This is a genomic window from Photorhabdus sp. HUG-39, from assembly GCF_963878365.1.
In the GTDB taxonomy this organism is placed as follows: domain Bacteria; phylum Pseudomonadota; class Gammaproteobacteria; order Enterobacterales; family Enterobacteriaceae; genus Photorhabdus; species Photorhabdus kayaii.
In genome coordinates, this window is record NZ_CAWNWY010000008.1 from 58,569 (window position 1) to 77,617 (window position 19,049).

The 19,049-nt window shown below is 44.1% G+C and carries 19 protein-coding genes and 2 tRNA genes; 4 read left to right on the top strand and 17 right to left on the bottom strand.

The window, feature by feature from the left end; genetic code table 11:
* Positions 1-31: 31 nt before the first annotated feature.
* From infB to rlmE, 10 genes are all read right to left on the bottom strand, one after another.
* Positions 32-2,761 (bottom strand): translation initiation factor IF-2, encoded by a 2,730-nt coding sequence (gene infB, locus AAC155_RS07440; protein ID WP_113041634.1) that lies wholly within the window; start codon positions 2,759-2,761, stop codon positions 32-34.
* A 24-nt stretch (positions 2,762-2,785) separates the two neighbouring features.
* Complete coding sequence (gene nusA, locus AAC155_RS07445) at positions 2,786-4,294, bottom strand: transcription termination factor NusA (RefSeq protein ID WP_113041635.1); 1,509 nt, start codon at positions 4,292-4,294, stop codon at positions 2,786-2,788.
* 21 nt (positions 4,295-4,315) lie between these two features.
* On the bottom strand, positions 4,316-4,768 hold the full coding sequence (rimP, locus tag AAC155_RS07450; protein ID WP_146747889.1) for a ribosome maturation factor RimP: 453 nt from the start codon (positions 4,766-4,768) through the stop codon (positions 4,316-4,318).
* Between the two features lie 211 nt (positions 4,769-4,979).
* A tRNA-Met gene (locus AAC155_RS07455) sits at positions 4,980-5,056 on the bottom strand.
* A gap of 58 nt (positions 5,057-5,114) precedes the next feature.
* Positions 5,115-5,203 (bottom strand) — tRNA-Leu (locus AAC155_RS07460).
* A 57-nt stretch (positions 5,204-5,260) separates the two neighbouring features.
* The gene (gene secG / locus AAC155_RS07465; RefSeq protein WP_113041636.1) at positions 5,261-5,599 is read right to left on the bottom strand and encodes a preprotein translocase subunit SecG; all 339 of its coding nucleotides are present in this window, start codon (positions 5,597-5,599) and stop codon (positions 5,261-5,263) included.
* A 176-nt stretch (positions 5,600-5,775) separates the two neighbouring features.
* A complete protein-coding gene (gene glmM, locus AAC155_RS07470) occupies positions 5,776-7,113 on the bottom strand; it encodes a phosphoglucosamine mutase (RefSeq protein ID WP_113041637.1) in 1,338 nt (445 codons plus the stop codon).
* Entirely contained in the window at positions 7,110-7,955 is an 846-nt protein-coding gene (gene folP, locus AAC155_RS07475) for a dihydropteroate synthase (RefSeq protein WP_113041638.1), read from the bottom strand. The genes glmM and folP overlap by 4 nt, the downstream gene beginning before the upstream one ends.
* A gap of 83 nt (positions 7,956-8,038) precedes the next feature.
* Positions 8,039-10,000 carry an ATP-dependent zinc metalloprotease FtsH gene (gene ftsH / locus AAC155_RS07480; protein WP_191214797.1) on the bottom strand — a complete coding sequence of 654 codons (1,962 nt, stop codon included), beginning with the start codon at positions 9,998-10,000 and terminating at the stop codon, positions 8,039-8,041.
* Positions 10,001-10,048: 48 nt separating this feature from the next.
* Positions 10,049-10,678 (bottom strand): 23S rRNA (uridine(2552)-2'-O)-methyltransferase RlmE, encoded by a 630-nt coding sequence (gene rlmE, locus AAC155_RS07485; protein WP_112877186.1) that lies wholly within the window; start codon positions 10,676-10,678, stop codon positions 10,049-10,051.
* 140 nt (positions 10,679-10,818) lie between these two features.
* Here rlmE and yhbY point away from each other — a divergent pair, with 140 nt between their 5' ends.
* Complete coding sequence (gene yhbY / locus AAC155_RS07490) at positions 10,819-11,112, top strand: ribosome assembly RNA-binding protein YhbY (RefSeq protein ID WP_112877185.1); 294 nt, start codon at positions 10,819-10,821, stop codon at positions 11,110-11,112.
* A 132-nt stretch (positions 11,113-11,244) separates the two neighbouring features.
* Here yhbY and greA read toward each other — a convergent pair whose 3' ends face one another.
* The gene (gene greA / locus AAC155_RS07495; RefSeq protein WP_112877184.1) at positions 11,245-11,721 is read right to left on the bottom strand and encodes a transcription elongation factor GreA; all 477 of its coding nucleotides are present in this window, start codon (positions 11,719-11,721) and stop codon (positions 11,245-11,247) included.
* Positions 11,722-11,981: 260 nt separating this feature from the next.
* Between greA and dacB the strand changes: the two genes are divergently transcribed.
* Complete coding sequence (gene dacB, locus AAC155_RS07500; protein ID WP_113041640.1) at positions 11,982-13,430, top strand: serine-type D-Ala-D-Ala carboxypeptidase; 1,449 nt, start codon at positions 11,982-11,984, stop codon at positions 13,428-13,430.
* Positions 13,431-13,484: 54 nt separating this feature from the next.
* Here the strand turns inward: dacB and cgtA are convergent, their stop codons facing one another.
* The 3 genes from cgtA to rplU form a co-directional block, all read right to left on the bottom strand.
* Entirely contained in the window at positions 13,485-14,660 is a 1,176-nt protein-coding gene (gene cgtA, locus AAC155_RS07505; protein ID WP_113041641.1) for an Obg family GTPase CgtA, read from the bottom strand.
* Between the two features lie 126 nt (positions 14,661-14,786).
* Positions 14,787-15,044, bottom strand: coding sequence for a 50S ribosomal protein L27 (gene rpmA / locus AAC155_RS07510; RefSeq protein ID WP_036776537.1), 258 nt, complete (start codon positions 15,042-15,044; stop codon positions 14,787-14,789).
* Positions 15,045-15,063: 19 nt separating this feature from the next.
* Positions 15,064-15,372, bottom strand: coding sequence for a 50S ribosomal protein L21 (gene rplU, locus AAC155_RS07515; RefSeq protein WP_011148618.1), 309 nt, complete (start codon positions 15,370-15,372; stop codon positions 15,064-15,066).
* 252 nt (positions 15,373-15,624) lie between these two features.
* Here rplU and ispB point away from each other — a divergent pair, with 252 nt between their 5' ends.
* Positions 15,625-16,596: an octaprenyl diphosphate synthase gene (gene ispB, locus AAC155_RS07520; protein ID WP_113041642.1), complete on the top strand. Its 972-nt coding sequence runs from the start codon at positions 15,625-15,627 to the stop codon at positions 16,594-16,596.
* Positions 16,597-16,617: 21 nt separating this feature from the next.
* Here the strand turns inward: ispB and AAC155_RS07525 are convergent, their stop codons facing one another.
* Together AAC155_RS07525 and AAC155_RS07530 are read right to left on the bottom strand one after the other, a co-directional pair.
* On the bottom strand, positions 16,618-16,998 hold the full coding sequence (locus tag AAC155_RS07525; RefSeq protein ID WP_113041643.1) for a DNA-binding protein: 381 nt from the start codon (positions 16,996-16,998) through the stop codon (positions 16,618-16,620).
* A gap of 76 nt (positions 16,999-17,074) precedes the next feature.
* Complete coding sequence (locus AAC155_RS07530) at positions 17,075-17,422, bottom strand: DNA-binding protein (RefSeq protein WP_113041644.1); 348 nt, start codon at positions 17,420-17,422, stop codon at positions 17,075-17,077.
* A gap of 185 nt (positions 17,423-17,607) precedes the next feature.
* Here AAC155_RS07530 and AAC155_RS07535 point away from each other — a divergent pair, with 185 nt between their 5' ends.
* Entirely contained in the window at positions 17,608-17,874 is a 267-nt protein-coding gene (locus AAC155_RS07535) for a helix-turn-helix domain-containing protein (protein WP_011148622.1), read from the top strand.
* A 101-nt stretch (positions 17,875-17,975) separates the two neighbouring features.
* Here the strand turns inward: AAC155_RS07535 and mdh are convergent, their stop codons facing one another.
* On the bottom strand, positions 17,976-18,914 hold the full coding sequence (gene mdh, locus AAC155_RS07540) for a malate dehydrogenase (RefSeq protein ID WP_113041645.1): 939 nt from the start codon (positions 18,912-18,914) through the stop codon (positions 17,976-17,978).
* Positions 18,915-19,049 lie beyond the last annotated feature (135 nt).

The following is a 19,049-nucleotide window of genomic DNA, read 5'->3' on the forward strand; positions in this document are numbered from 1 at the left end:
CCCCAATAATGAAATTAACCAGTGGTAGGAATTAAGCGATAGATCGTTTAACTTCAATAACTTCAAATACTTCGATCATGTCACCAACACGAACATCGTTGTAGTTCTTAACACCGATACCACATTCCATGCCATTACGGACTTCGTTAACGTCATCTTTAAAGCGGCGAAGGGATTCCAATTCACCTTCATAAATCACTACGTTATCACGCAACACGCGAATTGGATTATTGCGTTTAATAGTACCTTCGGTCACCATACAACCTGCAATCGCACCAAATTTCGGTGATTTAAACACATCACGAACTTCTGCTAGTCCCATGATCTGCTGTTTATATTCAGGCGCCAGCATACCACTCATTGCCTGTTTAACCTCATCAATCAGGCTATAGATAACAGAGTAATAACGCAGATCCAAACTTTCATTTTCAACAACTCGGCGTGCAGAAGCATCGGCGCGAACATTGAAGCCTAGAATAATTGCATTAGAAGCAGCAGCCAGTGTTGCATCAGTTTCAGTAATACCACCTACGCCAGAGCCGATGATTTTCACTTTCACTTCATCAGTAGACAATTGTTCCAATGCTTCGCGGATCGCTTCACATGATCCCTGAACGTCAGATTTCAGAACAATATTCAATTCAGAAACTTCACCTTCTTCCATGTTAGCAAACATGTTTTCCAGTTTAGACTTCTGCTGGCGAGCCAGTTTGACCTCACGGAATTTACCCTGACGATACAGAGCAACTTCACGAGCTTTCTTCTCATCACGTACAACCGTTGCTTCATCACCAGCCGCAGGTACGTTGGATAGGCCAAGGATTTCCACTGGAATAGATGGCCCTGCGGAGAACACTTCACGACCTAGCTCGTCACGCATTGCCCGAACTCGTCCATATTCAAAGCCACAAAGTACTATATCACCTTTGTTCAAAGTACCTTCCTGAACCAGCACTGTCGCAACCGGACCACGGCCTTTATCCAAGAATGATTCGATAACAACGCCGCTTGCCATACCAGAACGGACTGCTTTTAGTTCAAGAACTTCAGCTTGAAGTAAGATTGCGTCCAGCAATTCATCAATACCAATACCCGCTTTAGCGGATACATTGATAAACTGAGTTTCACCACCCCATTCTTCAGGCTGAACACCGTGCTGAGAAAGCTCACTCTTCACGCGATCCGGATCAGCTTCTGGTTTGTCGATCTTGTTAACCGCAACAACTACAGGCACATTCGCTGCTTTTGCATGCTGAATAGCTTCGATAGTCTGAGGCATCACGCCATCATCAGCAGCAACAACCAGGACCACGATGTCGGTAGCTTTTGCACCGCGTGCACGCATTGAAGTAAATGCAGCATGCCCTGGAGTATCTAGGAAAGTAATCATGCCACTTTCAGTTTCAACATGGTAAGCACCGATATGCTGGGTAATACCACCCGCCTCACCAGAAGCAACTTTCGTAGAACGAATATAATCCAGCAGAGAAGTTTTACCGTGATCAACGTGACCCATGATGGTCACAACCGGCGCGCGCGATTCAGCAACAGCTTCACCTATATCGCGGTCGCTCATCAGCGCTTCTTCCAGCTCATTCTCACGACGCAGGATAACTTTATGACCCATTTCTTCAGCAACCAGCTGTGCAGTTTCCTGATCGATCACCTGGTTGATGGTTGCCATTGCACCCATTTTCATCATGGCTTTGATGACCTGAGAACCTTTGACAGCCATTTTATTCGCCAATTCAGCAACTGTAATAGTTTCACCGATCACAACATCACGGTTAACAGCAGCTACAGGCTTATTGAAGCTTTGTTGCAATGTACTGGTTTTACGTTGCTTGCCTTTTGTACGACCAACTGCACGGGCTTCTTCACGATCTGCTTTAGATTCAGAATGTTTATTATTCTTCTTCTGGCGAGTAGCCTTACCACTACGACTGCGGGCACGACGATCACCTTCAACTTTAGCATCATTTTCGTCTTCTGCTGCACGGGCATGACGGGAGGTAGTGACATGATAATCATCGCTATCAATGGAATCTGAATCACTTGACCACTTATCCTGATTCTCTTCAGCCATACGACGAGCTTCCTCAGCAACGCGTTTAGCCTCTTCCTCTACCTTACGACGCATCTCTTCTTCTGCTTTACGCTTAAGATCGGCAGCTTCTGCTTCACGGCGTGCTTTTTCACTTTGAGTTGTTTTATCAGTCTGTGCTGGTTTTTGTTTATGTTCGGTATGTTGATTGGTCACTTTTTCATTTTCCGCTGCCGGGCGCTTAGCTTTTTCAGCTGCTTCACGTTTGGCCTTGTCTTCTGCCTCACGTTTAGCCTGCTCTTCAGCGAGTTTCTTCGCTGCTGTTTCGGCTTCGCGTTGCGCTTTTTCTTCTGCTTCGCGCCGTGCTTGCTCTTCCGCTTCACGCTTCGCCTGATCTTCCGCTTTAGCCTGTTCAACTGCATCGCGGTTCACATATGTACGCTTTTTGCGGACCTCAACGGCTACCGGTTTGCTTTTACCATCGGTGCCTGAAACATTCAGCGTACTACGTGTCTTACGCTGCAATGTTAATTTATCGGGTTTACCAGCTGAACCACCTTGTTCGCGGTTCAAATGTGCCAGTAAAGCTTCTTTTTCTTTCTGGGAGACTAAATCAGTTTCGGTTTTTTTAATCCCTGCATCAGCAAATTGCTGTACCAGGCGATCAACTGAAGTCTGTATCTCTTCTGCCAGTGATTTTACGGTTACATCTGTCATGCTGTTCCTTCCTGCTACGGTTTATTACGCATCATCGCCAAACCAACAGATATTTCGGGCAGCCATGATGAGCTCGCCTGTTTTCTCATCATTCAAACCTTCAATATCAGATAGGTCGTCGATACCCTGCTCGGCAAGATCTTCCAGCGTATAGATGCCACGGGCAGCCAGGTCAAATGCCAGAGTACGATTCATACCAGTCAGATTTAACAACTCTTCAGTTGGTTGTTTATCACTGAGGCTTTCTTTCTGAGCCAGTTCCAGAGTAGTTAAAGCAGCTTTCGCACGTTCACGCAGGACTTCGATAGTTTCCTCATCAATGCCTTCAATTTCCAGAAGTTCCTTAATTGGTACATAGGCCAATTCTTCCAGAGTTGAGAACCCTTCTTCGACTAGAACGGTAGCAAATTCTTCATCAATATCGAGATGCTTAGTGAATGTATCAATAGAAGCATGAGCTTCTGCCTGATGTTTTGCTTGTAACTCTTCAGCAGTCATGACATTTAATTCCCATTTGTCATCACCACGGTGTTTTTTCAACAACTGCGCAGCCAGGCGCACATTTTGACCATTACGGCCGATAGCCTGCGCTAAGTTGTTGCTTTCAACGGCAACATCCATCGTACACTTGTCTTCGTCGACAACAATAGATGCAACATCAGCCGGAGCCATAGCATTAATGACAAACTGAACAGGATTATCATCCCACAGTACGATATCGATTCGTTCGCCGCCCAGTTCACTGGAAACAGCCTGTACCCGCGCACCACGCATGCCAACGCAAGCACCTACCGGATCGATACGCTTGTCATTCGTTTTTACTGCAATCTTAGCGCGAGAACCCGGATCTCGGGCAGCAGCTTTAATTTCAATTAGCTCCTCACCAATTTCCGGAACCTCAATACGGAACAGTTCAACCAGCATTTCCGGGCGGGAACGACTGACAAACAGTTGCGCACCTCGTGCTTCAGGGCGAACATCATACAGTACACCACGCACGCGGTCACCTGGGCGGAAATTTTCCCTTGGTAACATATCTTCGCGAAGGATAACGGCTTCAGCGTTATTGCCCAAATCAAGAGTGATATTCTCACGATTGACTTTCTTAACTACACTGGTGATGATCTCACCTTGCTGTTCGCGGAACTGGTCAACAACCATAGCGCGCTCAGCCTCACGTACTTTTTGTACAATAACCTGTTTAGCGGTTTGCGTTGTAATACGATCAAACGTTACTGATTCAATTTGATCTTCGGTATAGCTACCCAAATCGATTTCAGGCTCTTCAAATCTAGCCGCTTCCAGCGTAATTTCACGAGTCGGCTGAGTCACTTCTTCAACAACTAACCAACGGCGGAAAGTGTCAAAATCGCCAGATTTACGGTCAATGCTGACACGAACATCAATATCTTGTTCATATTTTTTCTTGGTGGCTGTGGCCAATGCTGTTTCCAGCGCCTCGAAGATCTTTTCGCGTGGAAGGGATTTTTCGTTGGAAACCGCTTCCACAACAGCCAGAATTTCTTTATTCATCCTAGTTGCCTCATCCGAACTTTAAAAGTGGGGTACCAGGTTCGCTTTCTGGATGTTGCTCAGTGCGAACACTTCATCTTTTCCATCCACCGTAACCGTGATAATTTCGCCGTCGACAGTTTTGATAATGCCCAGCCATTTCCGACGGTTTTGCATTGCTATACGTAAAACCAGACTGACTTCCTCACCAATAAAACGCTGGTAATGTTCAGCCGTGAACAATGGACGCTCTAAGCCAGGTGAAGAAATTTCCAGGTTATAAAGCACTGAGATAGGATCTTCGACATCCAATACCGCACTGACCTGGTGGCTAACATCAGCACAATCATCAACAGTGATACCATTCTCACTATCAATATAAATCCGCAATGTAGAAACACGTGCACGAATAAACTCCAAGCCGACTAACTCAAAGCCTAAAGCTTCAACTGGTGCTGAAATCATCGCTGTTAATTTTTGCTCTAATGTGGACAAGCCCACCCCCAAGACATAAAAAAAGGGCTAATTAGCCCAGTAGTTCTGTTGTCAAATAACAAAAAACCCCGAAATTCGGGGCTTTATGCAACTGGACCCTATTTGCTGCCAGTGGCTTCAACCACTCACTTCATGCCCCTTTAAATCAGAACCAATATTTCAAATATTGCTGAATTATTTCGTTCAAAAAAGTGCATCTTAATTTAAGAAGTGGTTGCGGGAGCCGGATTTGAACCGACGACCTTCGGGTTATGAGCCCGACGAGCTACCATGCTGCTCCATCCCGCGTTCGAAAACGTGGCAAATATTACGCCGATAGCTGCAAAAACGCAAGCTATCCGAATAATGGTACCGAGGACGGGACTTGAACCCGTAAGCCCTAGTGTGGGCACTACCACCTCAAGGTAGCGTGTCTACCAATTTCACCACCTCGGCACTACTATGAGGTTATCGTTGATTAAACAACCCCATTTCAATTCTTTCTTGTGACGATTACTGCGGAATATCACTATTTGGTGCTGCCGGGACCGTCGGAATCTCCATTGGTTTCTCAGCTTTAGCAGGCTCGCCAATGTTTTCCCATTTACTGCTTACACCCGTTTGGTTACTGGTCATATTTCCAAGCACCAAACTAATAATAAAAAACAGAGTGGCGAAAAGCGCAGTCATACGAGTCATAAAGTTACCAGAGCCCGATGAACCAAACAGCGTTGCAGAGGCACCCGCACCAAAGGAAGCACCCATATCAGCACCTTTACCCTGCTGTAGCATAACCAAGGCAATTAGCCCCATAGCAACTAGCAAGAAAACAACTAAAAGAGCTTCATACATATGTCGTACCTATGTCCTCGTGGGGTTTACCACGGTTTACGTGGCTACCTTATACCGCATCACCCACTCAAACAGGTTAATCACCTGACCGAGTGGGTCTGAATACTAACCAAACCACATCTGATACGCAAGGTTAATTTCAATAATCATAATCACTTGAAGAAAAAAACAACAAATTAACCAGCGCGTTTCACTGCATCAGCAATACGATGTGCCAAAGCAGTGACTTGTACATCATCTTCACCCTCTACCATGACACGAATCAATGGCTCAGTACCAGACTTACGTAACAATACCCGTCCACGGCCATTTAATTCAGCTTCAACAGATTTAGTCGTATTCATTACGCTTTCCGATTTAAGTGGATCGTGTGAACCGGAGAAACGAACATTTACCAGCACCTGCGGTAAAAGTTTCATACCACTACACAGATCGTGCAAACTCATATGGTTACGCACCATAGCACTCAGAATCTGAAGGCCAGCAACAATGCCGTCACCCGTAGTTGTTTTATCCAGTAAGATAACATGACCAGAGTTTTCGGCCCCTAAACGCCAGCCTTCTTCCTGCAATTTTTCCAGCACATAACGGTCACCCACTTTAGTACGCAAAAATGGGATACCAAGCTGCTTCAATGCTAACTCCAATCCCATATTACTCATCAGCGTACCAACAACGCCACCACGCAGTTGTCCTTGTCTCAATGCTTCACGGGCAATAATATAAAGGATCTGGTCGCCATCAACTTTCTGTCCCAAATGGTCAACCATAATAACGCGGTCACCATCACCATCAAATGCCAAACCAACATCTGCTTTCTCTTCTACAACACGTTGTTGCAACAAACGAACATCGGTAGCACCGCACTTTTCATTAATATTGATACCGTTTGGTTCACAGCCAATCGTCACAACATCAGCCCCTAGTTCTCTGAGTACATTTGGAGCAATGTGGTAAGTCGCACCGTTAGCGCAATCAAGTACAATTTTCAATCCATTAAGACTTTGCTCACTTGGAAATGTACCTTTACAGAATTCGATATAACGACCAGCAGCATCAACAATACGATTTGCGCGCCCTAACTCTGCGGATTCCACACAAGTCAGTGGCTTTTCCATTTCAGCTTCAATCGCTTCTTCCACATCATCCGGCAGTTTCGTACCATCAATAGAGAAGAATTTAATACCGTTATCATAATAAGGATTATGAGAAGCAGAGATAACAATTCCAGCTTCAGCACGGAAAGTTCGGGTCAGATAAGCAACAGCAGGTGTTGGCATAGGACCAGTGAACGAAGCAGATAAGCCAGCCGCAGCTAAACCTGCTTCTAAAGAAGATTCCAGCATATAGCCAGAAATACGGGTATCTTTACCGATAATGATCTTACGAGAACCATGACGAGCCAGTACCTTACCCGCAGCCCAACCAAGCTTTAACACAAAATCTGGCGTAATTGGGCTATCGCCCACTTTGCCACGGATACCATCGGTACCAAAATATTTGCGGTTACTCATAATTTCTTTTCTTCCTTTGCTGAAAGTGTTGCTCCGACAATGTGCATTGCCTGCACGGTTTCTTTGACATCATGTACCCGGATAATTTGCGCTCCTTGCATAGCAGCGATAACTGCGCAAGCTACACTACCGGTAACCCTTTCTTGTGGCGGTACATGAAGCAACTGACCTATCATAGATTTACGTGACATTCCTGCTAGCACAGGTAAACCAAATTGATGAAATTGGTTTAAATGTGCCAATAACTGATAATTATGCGTCAAGTTCTTGCCAAAACCGAAGCCAGGATCAAGAACAAGTTTATCTTTTGTTATCCCTGCCATCACACAACGTTTAATTTGCTCAGTAAAAAATTGGTTCACTTCTATTAACAAATTTTCATAATGTGGAGCATCTTGCATAGTACGTGGCTGGCCTTTCATATGCGTCAAGCAAACGGGTAAGCCAGATTTAGCTACGCTTTCCAAAGCACCAGGCTCTTGTAATGCACGAATATCGTTAATCAAATGGGCGCCAGCTTTTGCTGACTCACTCATCACCAATGCTTTCGAGGTATCAACAGAAATCCAGATATTAAATCGTTGAGCTAAAGCCTCAACAACCGGAACAACACGATCCACTTCTTCTTGTTCACTAACTTCATCAGCTCCCGGACGGGTAGATTCCCCACCGATATCAATGATCGCAACGCCTTCATTAATCATCTTCTCAGCATGTTGTAAGGCCATATCCAGAGTATTATGAGCCCCTCCATCAGAAAATGAATCTGGAGTCACATTCAAAATACCCATTACTTGTGGGCGGGAAAGATCGAGAACATTGTCTCTGGCTCTGAGTTTCATGTTAGGTTACCTTCAATGTCAAAACCCCAGGACTTACCTGGGGTTTCATGAATATCAAATCAGACTACGAAACAATGGAACAATTACTGATCTTTATTTCCTGACTGCCCTACTTGCTCACCACCTTGCGCCAATGTATTGATATCATCAGTTGGTTTTGCAGCCTGTGGAGGAGGTGTATTACCTGTTGGGCGACTGTTATTACTGCCGCCGCTATCACTTTCCCATCCAGCTGGTGGACGAACATTTGTACGATTCATTAAGTCATCAATCTGGGGAGCATCAATAGTTTCGTACTTCATCAATGCATCTTTCATCGAATGCAGAATATCAAGGTTGTCCATCAGAATCTGACGAGCACGTTGATAGTTATGATCGATAATTGCCTTAACTTCCTGATCAATAAGACGAGCAGTTTCATCAGACATGTGCTTAGCTTTAGCAACTGAACGGCCAAGGAACACTTCCCCTTCTTCCTCTGCATAGAGTAATGGGCCAAGTTTTTCCGAGAACCCCCACTGAGTTACCATGTTACGGGCAATTGATGTCGCCACTTTGATATCGTTAGATGCGCCAGTAGAAACGCTGTCTGGGCCATAAATAATCTCTTCCGCCAGACGACCTCCATATAAGGTTGAAATCTGGCTTTCCAACTTCTGGCGACTAGCGCTGATCTGATCGCCTTCCGGTAGGAAAAAAGTCACACCCAAAGCGCGACCACGCGGAATAATGGTAACTTTATGAACAGGATCATGCTCAGGAACCAGACGGCCAATAATAGCATGGCCTGCTTCATGATAAGCAGTTGATTCTTTTTGCTCTTCCGTCATCACCATAGAGCGGCGTTCTGCGCCCATCATGATTTTGTCTTTCGCTTTTTCGAATTCAACCATAGAAACTACGCGTCTGTTACCACGGGCAGCAAACAAAGCAGCTTCGTTCACTAGGTTAGCCAAATCAGCACCAGAGAATCCCGGAGTACCGCGAGCAATGACAGAAGCATCAACATCAGTATCCAGAGGAACCCGGCGCATATGAACCTTCAGAATCTGCTCGCGACCACGTACGTCTGGCAAACCAACAACAACCTGACGGTCAAAACGACCAGGACGCAACAACGCAGGATCAAGTACGTCGGGACGGTTAGTCGCGGCAATAACGATAATACCCTCATTGCCTTCAAAACCATCCATCTCAACTAGCATCTGGTTCAGAGTCTGCTCACGTTCATCATGACCCCCACCCAAACCAGCACCACGCTGACGGCCCACCGCATCAATCTCATCAATAAAGATGATACAAGGTGCTGCTTTCTTCGCCTGCTCGAACATATCACGAACACGGGATGCACCAACACCAACAAACATTTCAACAAAGTCAGAACCAGAGATAGTAAAGAACGGCACTTTCGCTTCACCAGCAATTGCTTTTGCCAGTAAAGTCTTACCCGTACCCGGAGGCCCAACCATCAGAATACCTTTCGGAATTTTTCCACCTAACTTCTGGAAGCGGCCTGGTTCTCGCAGATATTCCACCAGTTCACCAACTTCTTCTTTCGCTTCGTCGCAACCAGCAACATCAGCAAAAGTGGTTTTAATCTGATCTTCTGTCAGCATACGGGCCTTGCTTTTACCAAAAGACATTGCCCCTTTACCGCCACCACCCTGCATCTGGCGCATAAAGAAAATCCAGACCCCAATAAGCAGTAACATCGGGAACCAGGAAATGAAAATAGAAGTTAGCAGACTTGGTTCCTCTGGGGGTTCACCAACCACTTTTACGTTTTTATTCAGCAACGTATCTAGCAGTTTTTCATCCTGTACTGGTAGGTAAGTGGTGTATCTGCTGTTATCTTTCCTACTAACGTTAATTTCACGACCTGTGATACGAACTTCGCGCACCTGATCCTGGGCTAATTCATTGATGAAGGTAGAGTAATCCACCCTACGACTATTGGAATCGCTGGGACCAAAACTCTGGAATAACGACATCAGCACAACTGCGATAACTAACCAGAGAATCAGGTTTTTCGCCATGTCACTCAAGGGATTAACCTCATATTACAACTGTGTTAACAAATAGCATTCAGGGTACTATAGTTTCCGCCCTGTCGCTACAATGTATACTTCACGCGATCGGGCCCGCGAAGCGTCTGGCTTACGAATTTTCACGTTCGTAAATAGGGAGCGCATTTCCCTCAGGTATTCATCAAAGCCCTCTCCCTGAAACACTTTGACAATAAAACTCCCCCCAGGGGCCAGCACATCACGACACATATCTAACGCCAATTCAACCAGATACATGGATCGAGGAATATCGACCGCAGGTGTTCCGCTCATATTGGGTGCCATATCCGACATGACGACCTGGACTTTGTTATCACCAACTCGCTCAAGCAATGTTTTCAATACAAGTTCATCACGAAAATCACCCTGAAGGAAATCGACGCCAACAATGGGATCCATCGGTAAAAGATCACAGGCAATCACTCGCCCATTATCACTAATTTGACTCACTGCGTACTGAGACCATCCACCAGGAGCTGCACCTAAATCGACAACGGTCATGCCAGGCTTAAAAATTTTGTCACTTTGTTGAATTTCATCAAGTTTAAACCAAGCGCGAGAACGAAGCCCTTTTTTCTGTGCTTGCAGAACATATTTATCACTAAAGTGTTCTTGTAACCAGCGACTGGAGCTTGCCGAACGTTTTTTATTGGCCATTGTCCTTTCCAACTATACTACGAATAAAGAGCCAGATATCTATTGCTCCATACACCAAAACCACAACACACTATTTATGGTGATAGAGATGAGATGGCGGTAGAATGTCTCGTTTTCAATCCTAACTAAGCAAAAAAACAATGGCCCTTAACAAAAAACAAGTACAACACCTGAAAAGTCTCGCTCACCCGCTAAAACCTGTCGTCATGATTGGTAATAACGGCCTGACCGAGGGTGTGTTGGCCGAAATTGAACAAACGCTGTCACACCATGAGCTTATCAAAGTCAAAATCGCAGGCGAAGATCGCGAAACCAAAAATTTGATCGCCGATGCAATTGTCCGCGAGACCGGTGCATATAATGTGCAAATTATCGGTAAAACTCTAGTTCTTTACCGCCAATCGGAAGAACGCAAAATTATTTTACCTAAATAATCAAACCACATTTATATAAAATGCGGTGCGCATATTATGATAAAAAAGGCCATATTCGGCCTTTTTTACTTTTCCACGATCCTTATGTAACTTTACCTAACGTAAACCAATAGCAACAGGCCAATCCCGAAGTTAAATATATTCAACTTTCAGGATTTCATATTCAACTTCACCACCTGGTGTTTTGATAATAACAACGTCATCAACTTCTTTACCTATCAAACCGCGGGCAATTGGTGAATTCACTGAGATTAGATTTTCTTTAATATCCGCCTCATCATCACCCACAATCCGGTAAGTCTGCTCTTCATCAGTATTAACATTCAAAACCGTAACTGTAGTCCCAAAAATAACACGTCCAGCCTTGGGCATCTTTGTGACATCAATCACTTGTGCATTAGAAAGTTTAGCTTCGATTTCCTGAATACGGCCTTCGCAGAAACCTTGTTGTTCACGAGCAGCATGATACTCAGCGTTTTCTTTCAGATCACCATGTTCACGCGCTTCAGCAATGTCTGAAATAATTTTTGGACGACGTACGTTCTTTAGATAATCTAGCTCTTCGCGCAACTTATCCGCGCCACGTACCGTCATTGGAATCTGTTTCATTTATTAATCCTCTAAATCTTTCCTGAGCAAAAAACCAGCATCATCCTGATGTTTTCAGATAACAGCACAATGAGCACACCTTGTCGGGCGGGCTTACAGACAATAAACAATAGTGCAAACCATGGGACTACCCAGAGTTCACAATCATATTTTACATATTAATATATCATTCTAACGTAGACTTGGTGATGGGTCATCGTTTACTTTTCCCCACTTTGCGCCTTAGTATTGTGGTATGTCTACATCCATATGCGAAATTTATGTCCTTCTTTAAAATTGCCGGCAGATTAATTTGCGTTACCGCTCTGTATCTGATTACACCCAACGCAAACGCCACACCTGTTGAGGAATATACGCAATATCTGCCTGATGGTACTAATCTGGCGTTAATCGCTCAAAAAACGGGTAGCAGTACCCCGTTAATTGATTATCACGGGCAACAAATGGCTCTACCAGCAAGTACGCTGAAAGTTGTCACAGCTCTTGCAGCATTGTTACAACTGGGTAAAGATTATCGCTTTATCACCACACTGGAAAGTCACGGAAAAATTTCAAACGGCGTCCTGAAAGGGAATTTGATTGCTCGTTTTGTCGGAGATCCGACACTGACCCGTCAACAACTTCGCAATATGGTCACAGTTCTGAAACAATCTGGCGTGGAAAAAATTGACGGCGATCTTCTGATAGATGTTTCCACCTTTGCCAGCCACGATAAAGCTCCCGGTTGGGTATGGAATGACATGACCCAATGTTTCAGTGCTCCCCCTGCTGCCGCAATTGTAGATCGAAATTGTTTTTCAGTTTCGCTATATAGTGCTGAACGCCCCGGTGATACTGCATTTATCCGCGTAGCATCCTTTTATCCCGTAAATATGTTCAGCGAAGTTAAAACGTTGGCAAAAGGCTCTCCTGAAAGCCAGTACTGTGAACTGGACGTCGTTCCCGGAGAACTGAACCGTTTTACTCTTACCGGATGCCTTACTCAACGCAGTGAACCGTTGCCACTGGCTTTCGCGATTCAAAATGGTACCAGCTATGCGGGTGCAATCCTCAAAAATGAATTGCAAATTGCAGGAATTGAAATCACAGGTAATCTTAAACGCCAAAGCTTACCAACTGAACCGGGAAAAGTTCTGGCTCAAAATCAATCAGCACCATTACATGATCTGCTGAAAGTCATGCTAAAAAAATCTGACAATATGATTGCTGATACCGTATTTCGGACAATAGGCCGACAATACTTTGATATACCAGGAACCTGGCGTTCAGGCTCTGATGCGGTAAGGCAAGTATTAAAACAAAAAGCAGGTATCGATCTAGGAAATACCGTGATGGTGGATGGCTCAGGATTATCCCGCCATAATCTGATTACTCCAGCAACCATGATGGAAGTATTACAGTTTATTGCTCAACATGATCAAGAATTAGATTTTATTTCCATGCTGCCATTAGCGGGTCATGATGGCACATTAAGATACCGAGGAGGGCTGGATGAAGCAGGAGTAAACGGAAAAGTTTCGGCTAAAACCGGTGCTCTGCAAGGAGTTTATAACCTAGCTGGCTTTATAACCACTGCTAGCGGTCAACAAATTGCTTTCGTGCAATTTATTTCTGCTTACGCCGTACCGCCAAAAGAGCATCGCAACCGTCGGGCCCCTTTGATTCGATTCGAAAGCAGACTGTATAAAGATTTATACCAACACAACTGATAAAATTGGCGCCACAAAGATGGCGCCCTTAGCTATGATGAGAAAGTAAAAAAATCAGCGTTTGTAAATAACTTCAACGCCTTTATCGTCATCTTCGTCCCAATCGTCATCCCAGTCATCGTCTATTTCCGAAACCTGTTCCAATTGCTTCTTATGGTAGTCATCCCACATGAATTCAACTTTCTCAGGCTGAGCTTCACCTTCTGTTCTGCTCATATTACGAGGCTGAGTTTTCATAAAGTCCATAATATCCCAGCAAAGCGCTTTAACGCCCAGACGATTTATCGCTGAGATCATATAAAAGTCGCCTTCCCAACCCAATTCATCAGCAATAGCTTGGGCACGCTGTCTAGCTTCTTCTGGCTCCAACAGATCAACTTTATTGAACACCAACCAACGTGGTTTTTCTGCCAATTTTTCACTGTATTGCTGTAGCTCGTTGACAATAATCCGGGCATTTTCAATAGGATCTGATTCATCAACAGGACAAATATCGATTAAGTGCAGCAATACCCGGCAACGTTCCAGATGTTTCAAGAAGCGAATACCCAAGCCAGCACCATCGGAAGCACCTTCAATGAGCCCTGGAATATCAGCAACAACGAAACTTTGTTCGTTATCCATCCTTACTACACCCAAGCTTGGGACCAGAGTGGTAAATGGATAATCTGCAACTTTTGGTTTAGCAGCAGAAACAGCACGGATAAAGGTGGATTTGCCCGCATTTGGCATCCCTAGCATACCAACATCTGCCAACAACATCAGTTCCAGCATCAATTCACGAGTTTCACCTGAAGTCCCCATCGTTCTTTGACGAGGGGCCCGGTTAACAGAAGATTTAAAGCGGGTATTACCAAGCCCATGGAATCCACCCTTTGCTACCATTAGACGCTGTTCATGACGAATCATATCGCCTAAAACCTCACCGGTTGCTGTATCACGGATACGAGTCCCCACAGGGACTTTAATCGTAGTATCCTGACCACGCTTGCCTGTACAATCACGGCTTTGACCATTTTGTCCACGTTCTGCTCGAAAGGATTTTTCAAAACGATAGTCAATCAATGTATTGAGATTTTCATCTGCTAACAGATAAACATCCCCACCATCCCCACCATCCCCACCGTCTGGCCCACCTTTCGGAATATATTTTTCACGACGGAAGCTGACACAACCATTGCCACCATCCCCTGCAACAACCAGTATTCTGGCTTCATCTACAAATTTCATATTTTTTCTCCGTATGATAGCCATTACAGTGCTGGACGGCCGTGTTACCCAGAGATGGCGTACTTTAAATATAAAAAGCCCCGCAACACATGCAGGGCTTCTGATTCGGTTTATAACTCGAAAAACTTATTCAGCTTCGATGCTGATAAATTTGCGGTTTTTCGGGCCCTTAACTTCGAATTTAACTTTCCCGTCAGCTAATGCGAACAGGGTGTGATCACGACCACAACCAACGTTATCGCCAGCGTGGAATTTAGTACCACGTTGACGAACAATGATGCTGCCTGCTAATACAGACTCGCCACCAAAACGTTTTACACCCAGACGTTTGCTTTCAGAATCGCGGCCATTACGAGTTGAGCCGCCAGCCTTTTTGTGTGCCATTAATCTGCTCTCCTAAATCTTAAGCGATGCCAGTGATTTTAACATCGGTGAACCACTGACGGTGGCCTTGCTGCTTACGGCTGTGTTTACGACGACGAAACTTAACGATTTTAATTTTCTCGCCACGACCATGGGCAACCACTTCAGCTTTGATTTTAACGCCTTCAACGACAGGAGCGCCGATTTTGATGTCATCACCATTAGCGACCATCAGAACCTGGTCAAACTCAACAGTTTCACCCGTTGCGATGTCCAGCTTTTCCAGGCGAATTGTTTGACCTTCGCTGACTCGGTGTTGTTTACCACCACTTTGGAAAACCGCGTACATATAAACTCCGCTTTCCGCACGCCCCCTTAAATAATCATTCCAGAGCGCACTATAAATATTCATAATAGGGCGCGAATTCTACGCAAAAAAGCCTAAGAAGACAAGAGCAGAATTAGAGCAGATGATAAAAAAACACAGTTGCTGAATTGTCATTTATTTAGACTGTTTTTCGAGTACAATCAAGACACAGCAATAACTATTTTAATGTTAATATGAACACAACTCTGCATTAAAACCCACAGCCGAAAAAATATGAATTTAGAATCCATTATCAAGCTAACCGCTGATGATATGGCAGCGGTAAATGAAACCATTCTTAGTCAGTTGAATTCTGACGTTACTCTTATCAATCAGTTGGGCTACTACATAATCAGTGGTGGTGGAAAACGTATTCGCCCAATCATTGCCATCCTGGCTAGCAGAGCATTGGGTTATCAGGGTGATAAGCATATTACTGTTGCTGCATTAATTGAATTTATCCACACAGCGACTCTGTTACATGATGATGTAGTGGATGAATCAGACATGCGACGTGGCAAAGCGACTGCCAATGCCATGTTTGGTAATGCAGCAAGCGTGCTGGTTGGTGATTTTATATACACGCGCTCTTTCCAGATGATGACAGCGCTTAACTCCATGCGAGTTCTTAAATTGATGTCAGAGGCAACCAATGTTATCGCTGAAGGCGAAGTTTTACAGCTGATGAACTGCAATGATCCAAATATTTCTGAAGATGATTATATGCGGGTGATTTACAGTAAAACAGCCCGATTGTTTGAAGTCGCCGCGCACTCTTCCGCAATTCTTTCTAATGCCACCCCAGAGCAAGAAATGGCTTTACAAAATTACGGACGTTATTTAGGCACTGCATTCCAGTTAATTGATGATTTACTGGATTATAATGCTGATAGCGATACATTAGGCAAAAACACCGGTGATGATCTTAACGAAGGTAAACCGACATTGCCCTTGCTACACGCTATGAATCACGGCACTCCAGAACAATCCGCACTTATCCGTGAAGCAATTGAAAAAGGTAATGGCCGCCATTTACTCGAAACCGTACTGACAACCATGAAACAGTGCGGTTCATTGGAATATACCCGTAAACGAGCAGAGGAAGAAGCAGATAAAGCAATAGCTGCTTTGCAGGCGCTGGAAAACTCCCCATACAAGCAAGCACTCGTGGGGTTAGCCCATATTGCCGTACAACGCCTTTCTTAATCGATAGAACGAAACCTGGGGTTAATCTGACTCTAGGTTTTTCTCTACGTCTTCAACACCTACATCAATATAACCAATAAGTTTTGCGAGCCCCTCTCGAAGAATAAATTTCACAATTTTTTCCCGCTCAACTTTAGTTAATTGATAGTAAGCCTCAATCCAAATTAAGAATGGGTCTTGTCGTTTGTTTGTATAATCAATAGTACTTTCCCCTACGGATAGCACATTAAGTACATCTTCAGGCAAACTATTTATATGATATTCAAGAGCCTTGCCCTGAACACCTCGTTTACGTCTATATTCCCATCCTTCCCGCCTTGCCATCAGATTTATCCCCTGTGGCGAAGAAGGAAGTCCGGCAATACCAACCAGCTCTTTAGCTGAGTACCATTCTTTTTTCATACTTTTCTTCTCACTTTGCACCGGGATAATGAAGAAGAATCCAAGTTAGTTGGCATTTCTAATTTCCAAAAATGGGCTAAACAACAGAAAGTTTTTCTAAAAAACTTCTGATACCATCCCGTAAAATCATGGCTATCACAGCCTGTTTCTCAGATTCTGATAACTGATGAAAAGCGCCAACCCAAATCGACAAAGGATCTTGCTTATGCACCTGATACTCAGAAGATGATTCATGAAGCTCCAATGCTGCAATGGTCGTTTCCGGGAAACAGGAGTAGTGATACTCGACTGCTTTACCTTGTACACCTTGTCTTTTTTGACATAACCACTCCTCTCGTTTTGCTCTGGCATTAACTCCTTGTGGTGATCCAGGTAACTCACCCACGCCGATTAACTCCTTGGCCGAATACCACTCTTTTTTCATCACGTTTCTCTATTTTTGTAACCAAGTTCAAAAAAGAAGTTTTTAAGAAAAAATTTGGAAATACTTTTGGAAAAATAATGCTATTTTATTTCTCAATAACAGGTTTAAGTTCGTTATTGCTCTCATGCACACCTGTTATTTATACCACTAACATAGCATCAAATTTAATAAAAAAAGGATTAAAAATGATTTCAAGGAAATCTGATTGGCATCCTGCCGATATAATTGCAGCTTTACGCAAGCGGGGAACAACCTTAGCTGAGGTATCACGCAGAGCAGGGCTCAGCTCATCGACCCTGGCGAATGCACTATCTCGTCCGTGGCCAAAGGGAGAATGGATAATTGCGAATTATCTGGAAATACACCCTTCAGAAATTTGGCCAAGTCGTTATTTTGATCCAAATACTGGAGAATTATTAGAAAGGAAAGTACGCGAACAAACAAATAATTAGCTAACGAATTATATTAGCTGAACAAAAACCGCCGGTAATTCGCTATACCAGCGGTTTTATTGTTTCATAGATATATATTTTTTACTTATAAAATATATTAATTAGTTATTAATAAATTTTTCGCCTAATTCTATATCTTTTCTCAATACATCTAGCATGCCTTCCAGTGCTTTTTGTTCAAAATCACTCAGCTCACCAACGTTCAAACGCTCTTCTACGCCATTTTTACCCAAACGAACTGGCTGGGCAAAGAAGCGAGTATATTTACCATCACCTTCAATATAAGCACATTCTACAACATCACTTTCGCCTTGTAAGCCACGGACCAAAGAGAGGCCCAGACGAGCCGCAGCTTGCCCCATAGACAGAGTTGCAGATCCTCCACCCGCCTTAGCCTCAACGACTTCAGTACCGGCATTCTGAATACGCTTAGTTAAGACAGCCAGCTCTTCATCAGTAAAGCTCACACCAGGGATCTGAGACAACAGAGGTAAGATTGTCACACCAGAATGACCACCGATAACGGGTACTTCGATTTCCTGTGGTTTTTTACCTTTCAATTCAGCAACAAAAGTATTAGAGCGAATAACATCCAGCGTTGTAACACCAAACAGGCGGTTTTTGTCATATACACCTGCTTTTTTCAGCACTTCGGCTGCAATAGCCACAGTTGTGTTGACTGGGTTAGTAATAATCCCAATCAGTGATTTAGGGCAAGTTTTAGCCACTTGTTCTACCAGGTTACGAACGATCCCCGCATTAACATTAAACAGATCTGAACGATCCATACCTGGTTTACGGGCAACCCCGGCAGAAATCAATACAACATTTGCTCCTTCCAACGCTGGAGTTGCATCTTCACCAGCAAAGCCTTTAATTTTCACTTCCGTTGGAATGTGGCTCAGATCAACAGCCACCCCAGGTGTTACTGGAGCGATATCATATAAAGAAAGTTCTGAACCTGAAGGAAGCTGGGTTTTTAGTAGAAGAGCAAGAGCCTGACCAATACCACCGGCTGCACCGAGAACTGCAACTTTCATCCTGATACTCCTTAAATCGTTTATACTTTAAAATGCTGTGAATTCATCTAGTTAAGAACCATAGATTACTACGTTTTTGAAAACAATCGGTTAACAACCAAATTGTGGACTTACGCTATAGATAGTGGGACGCAA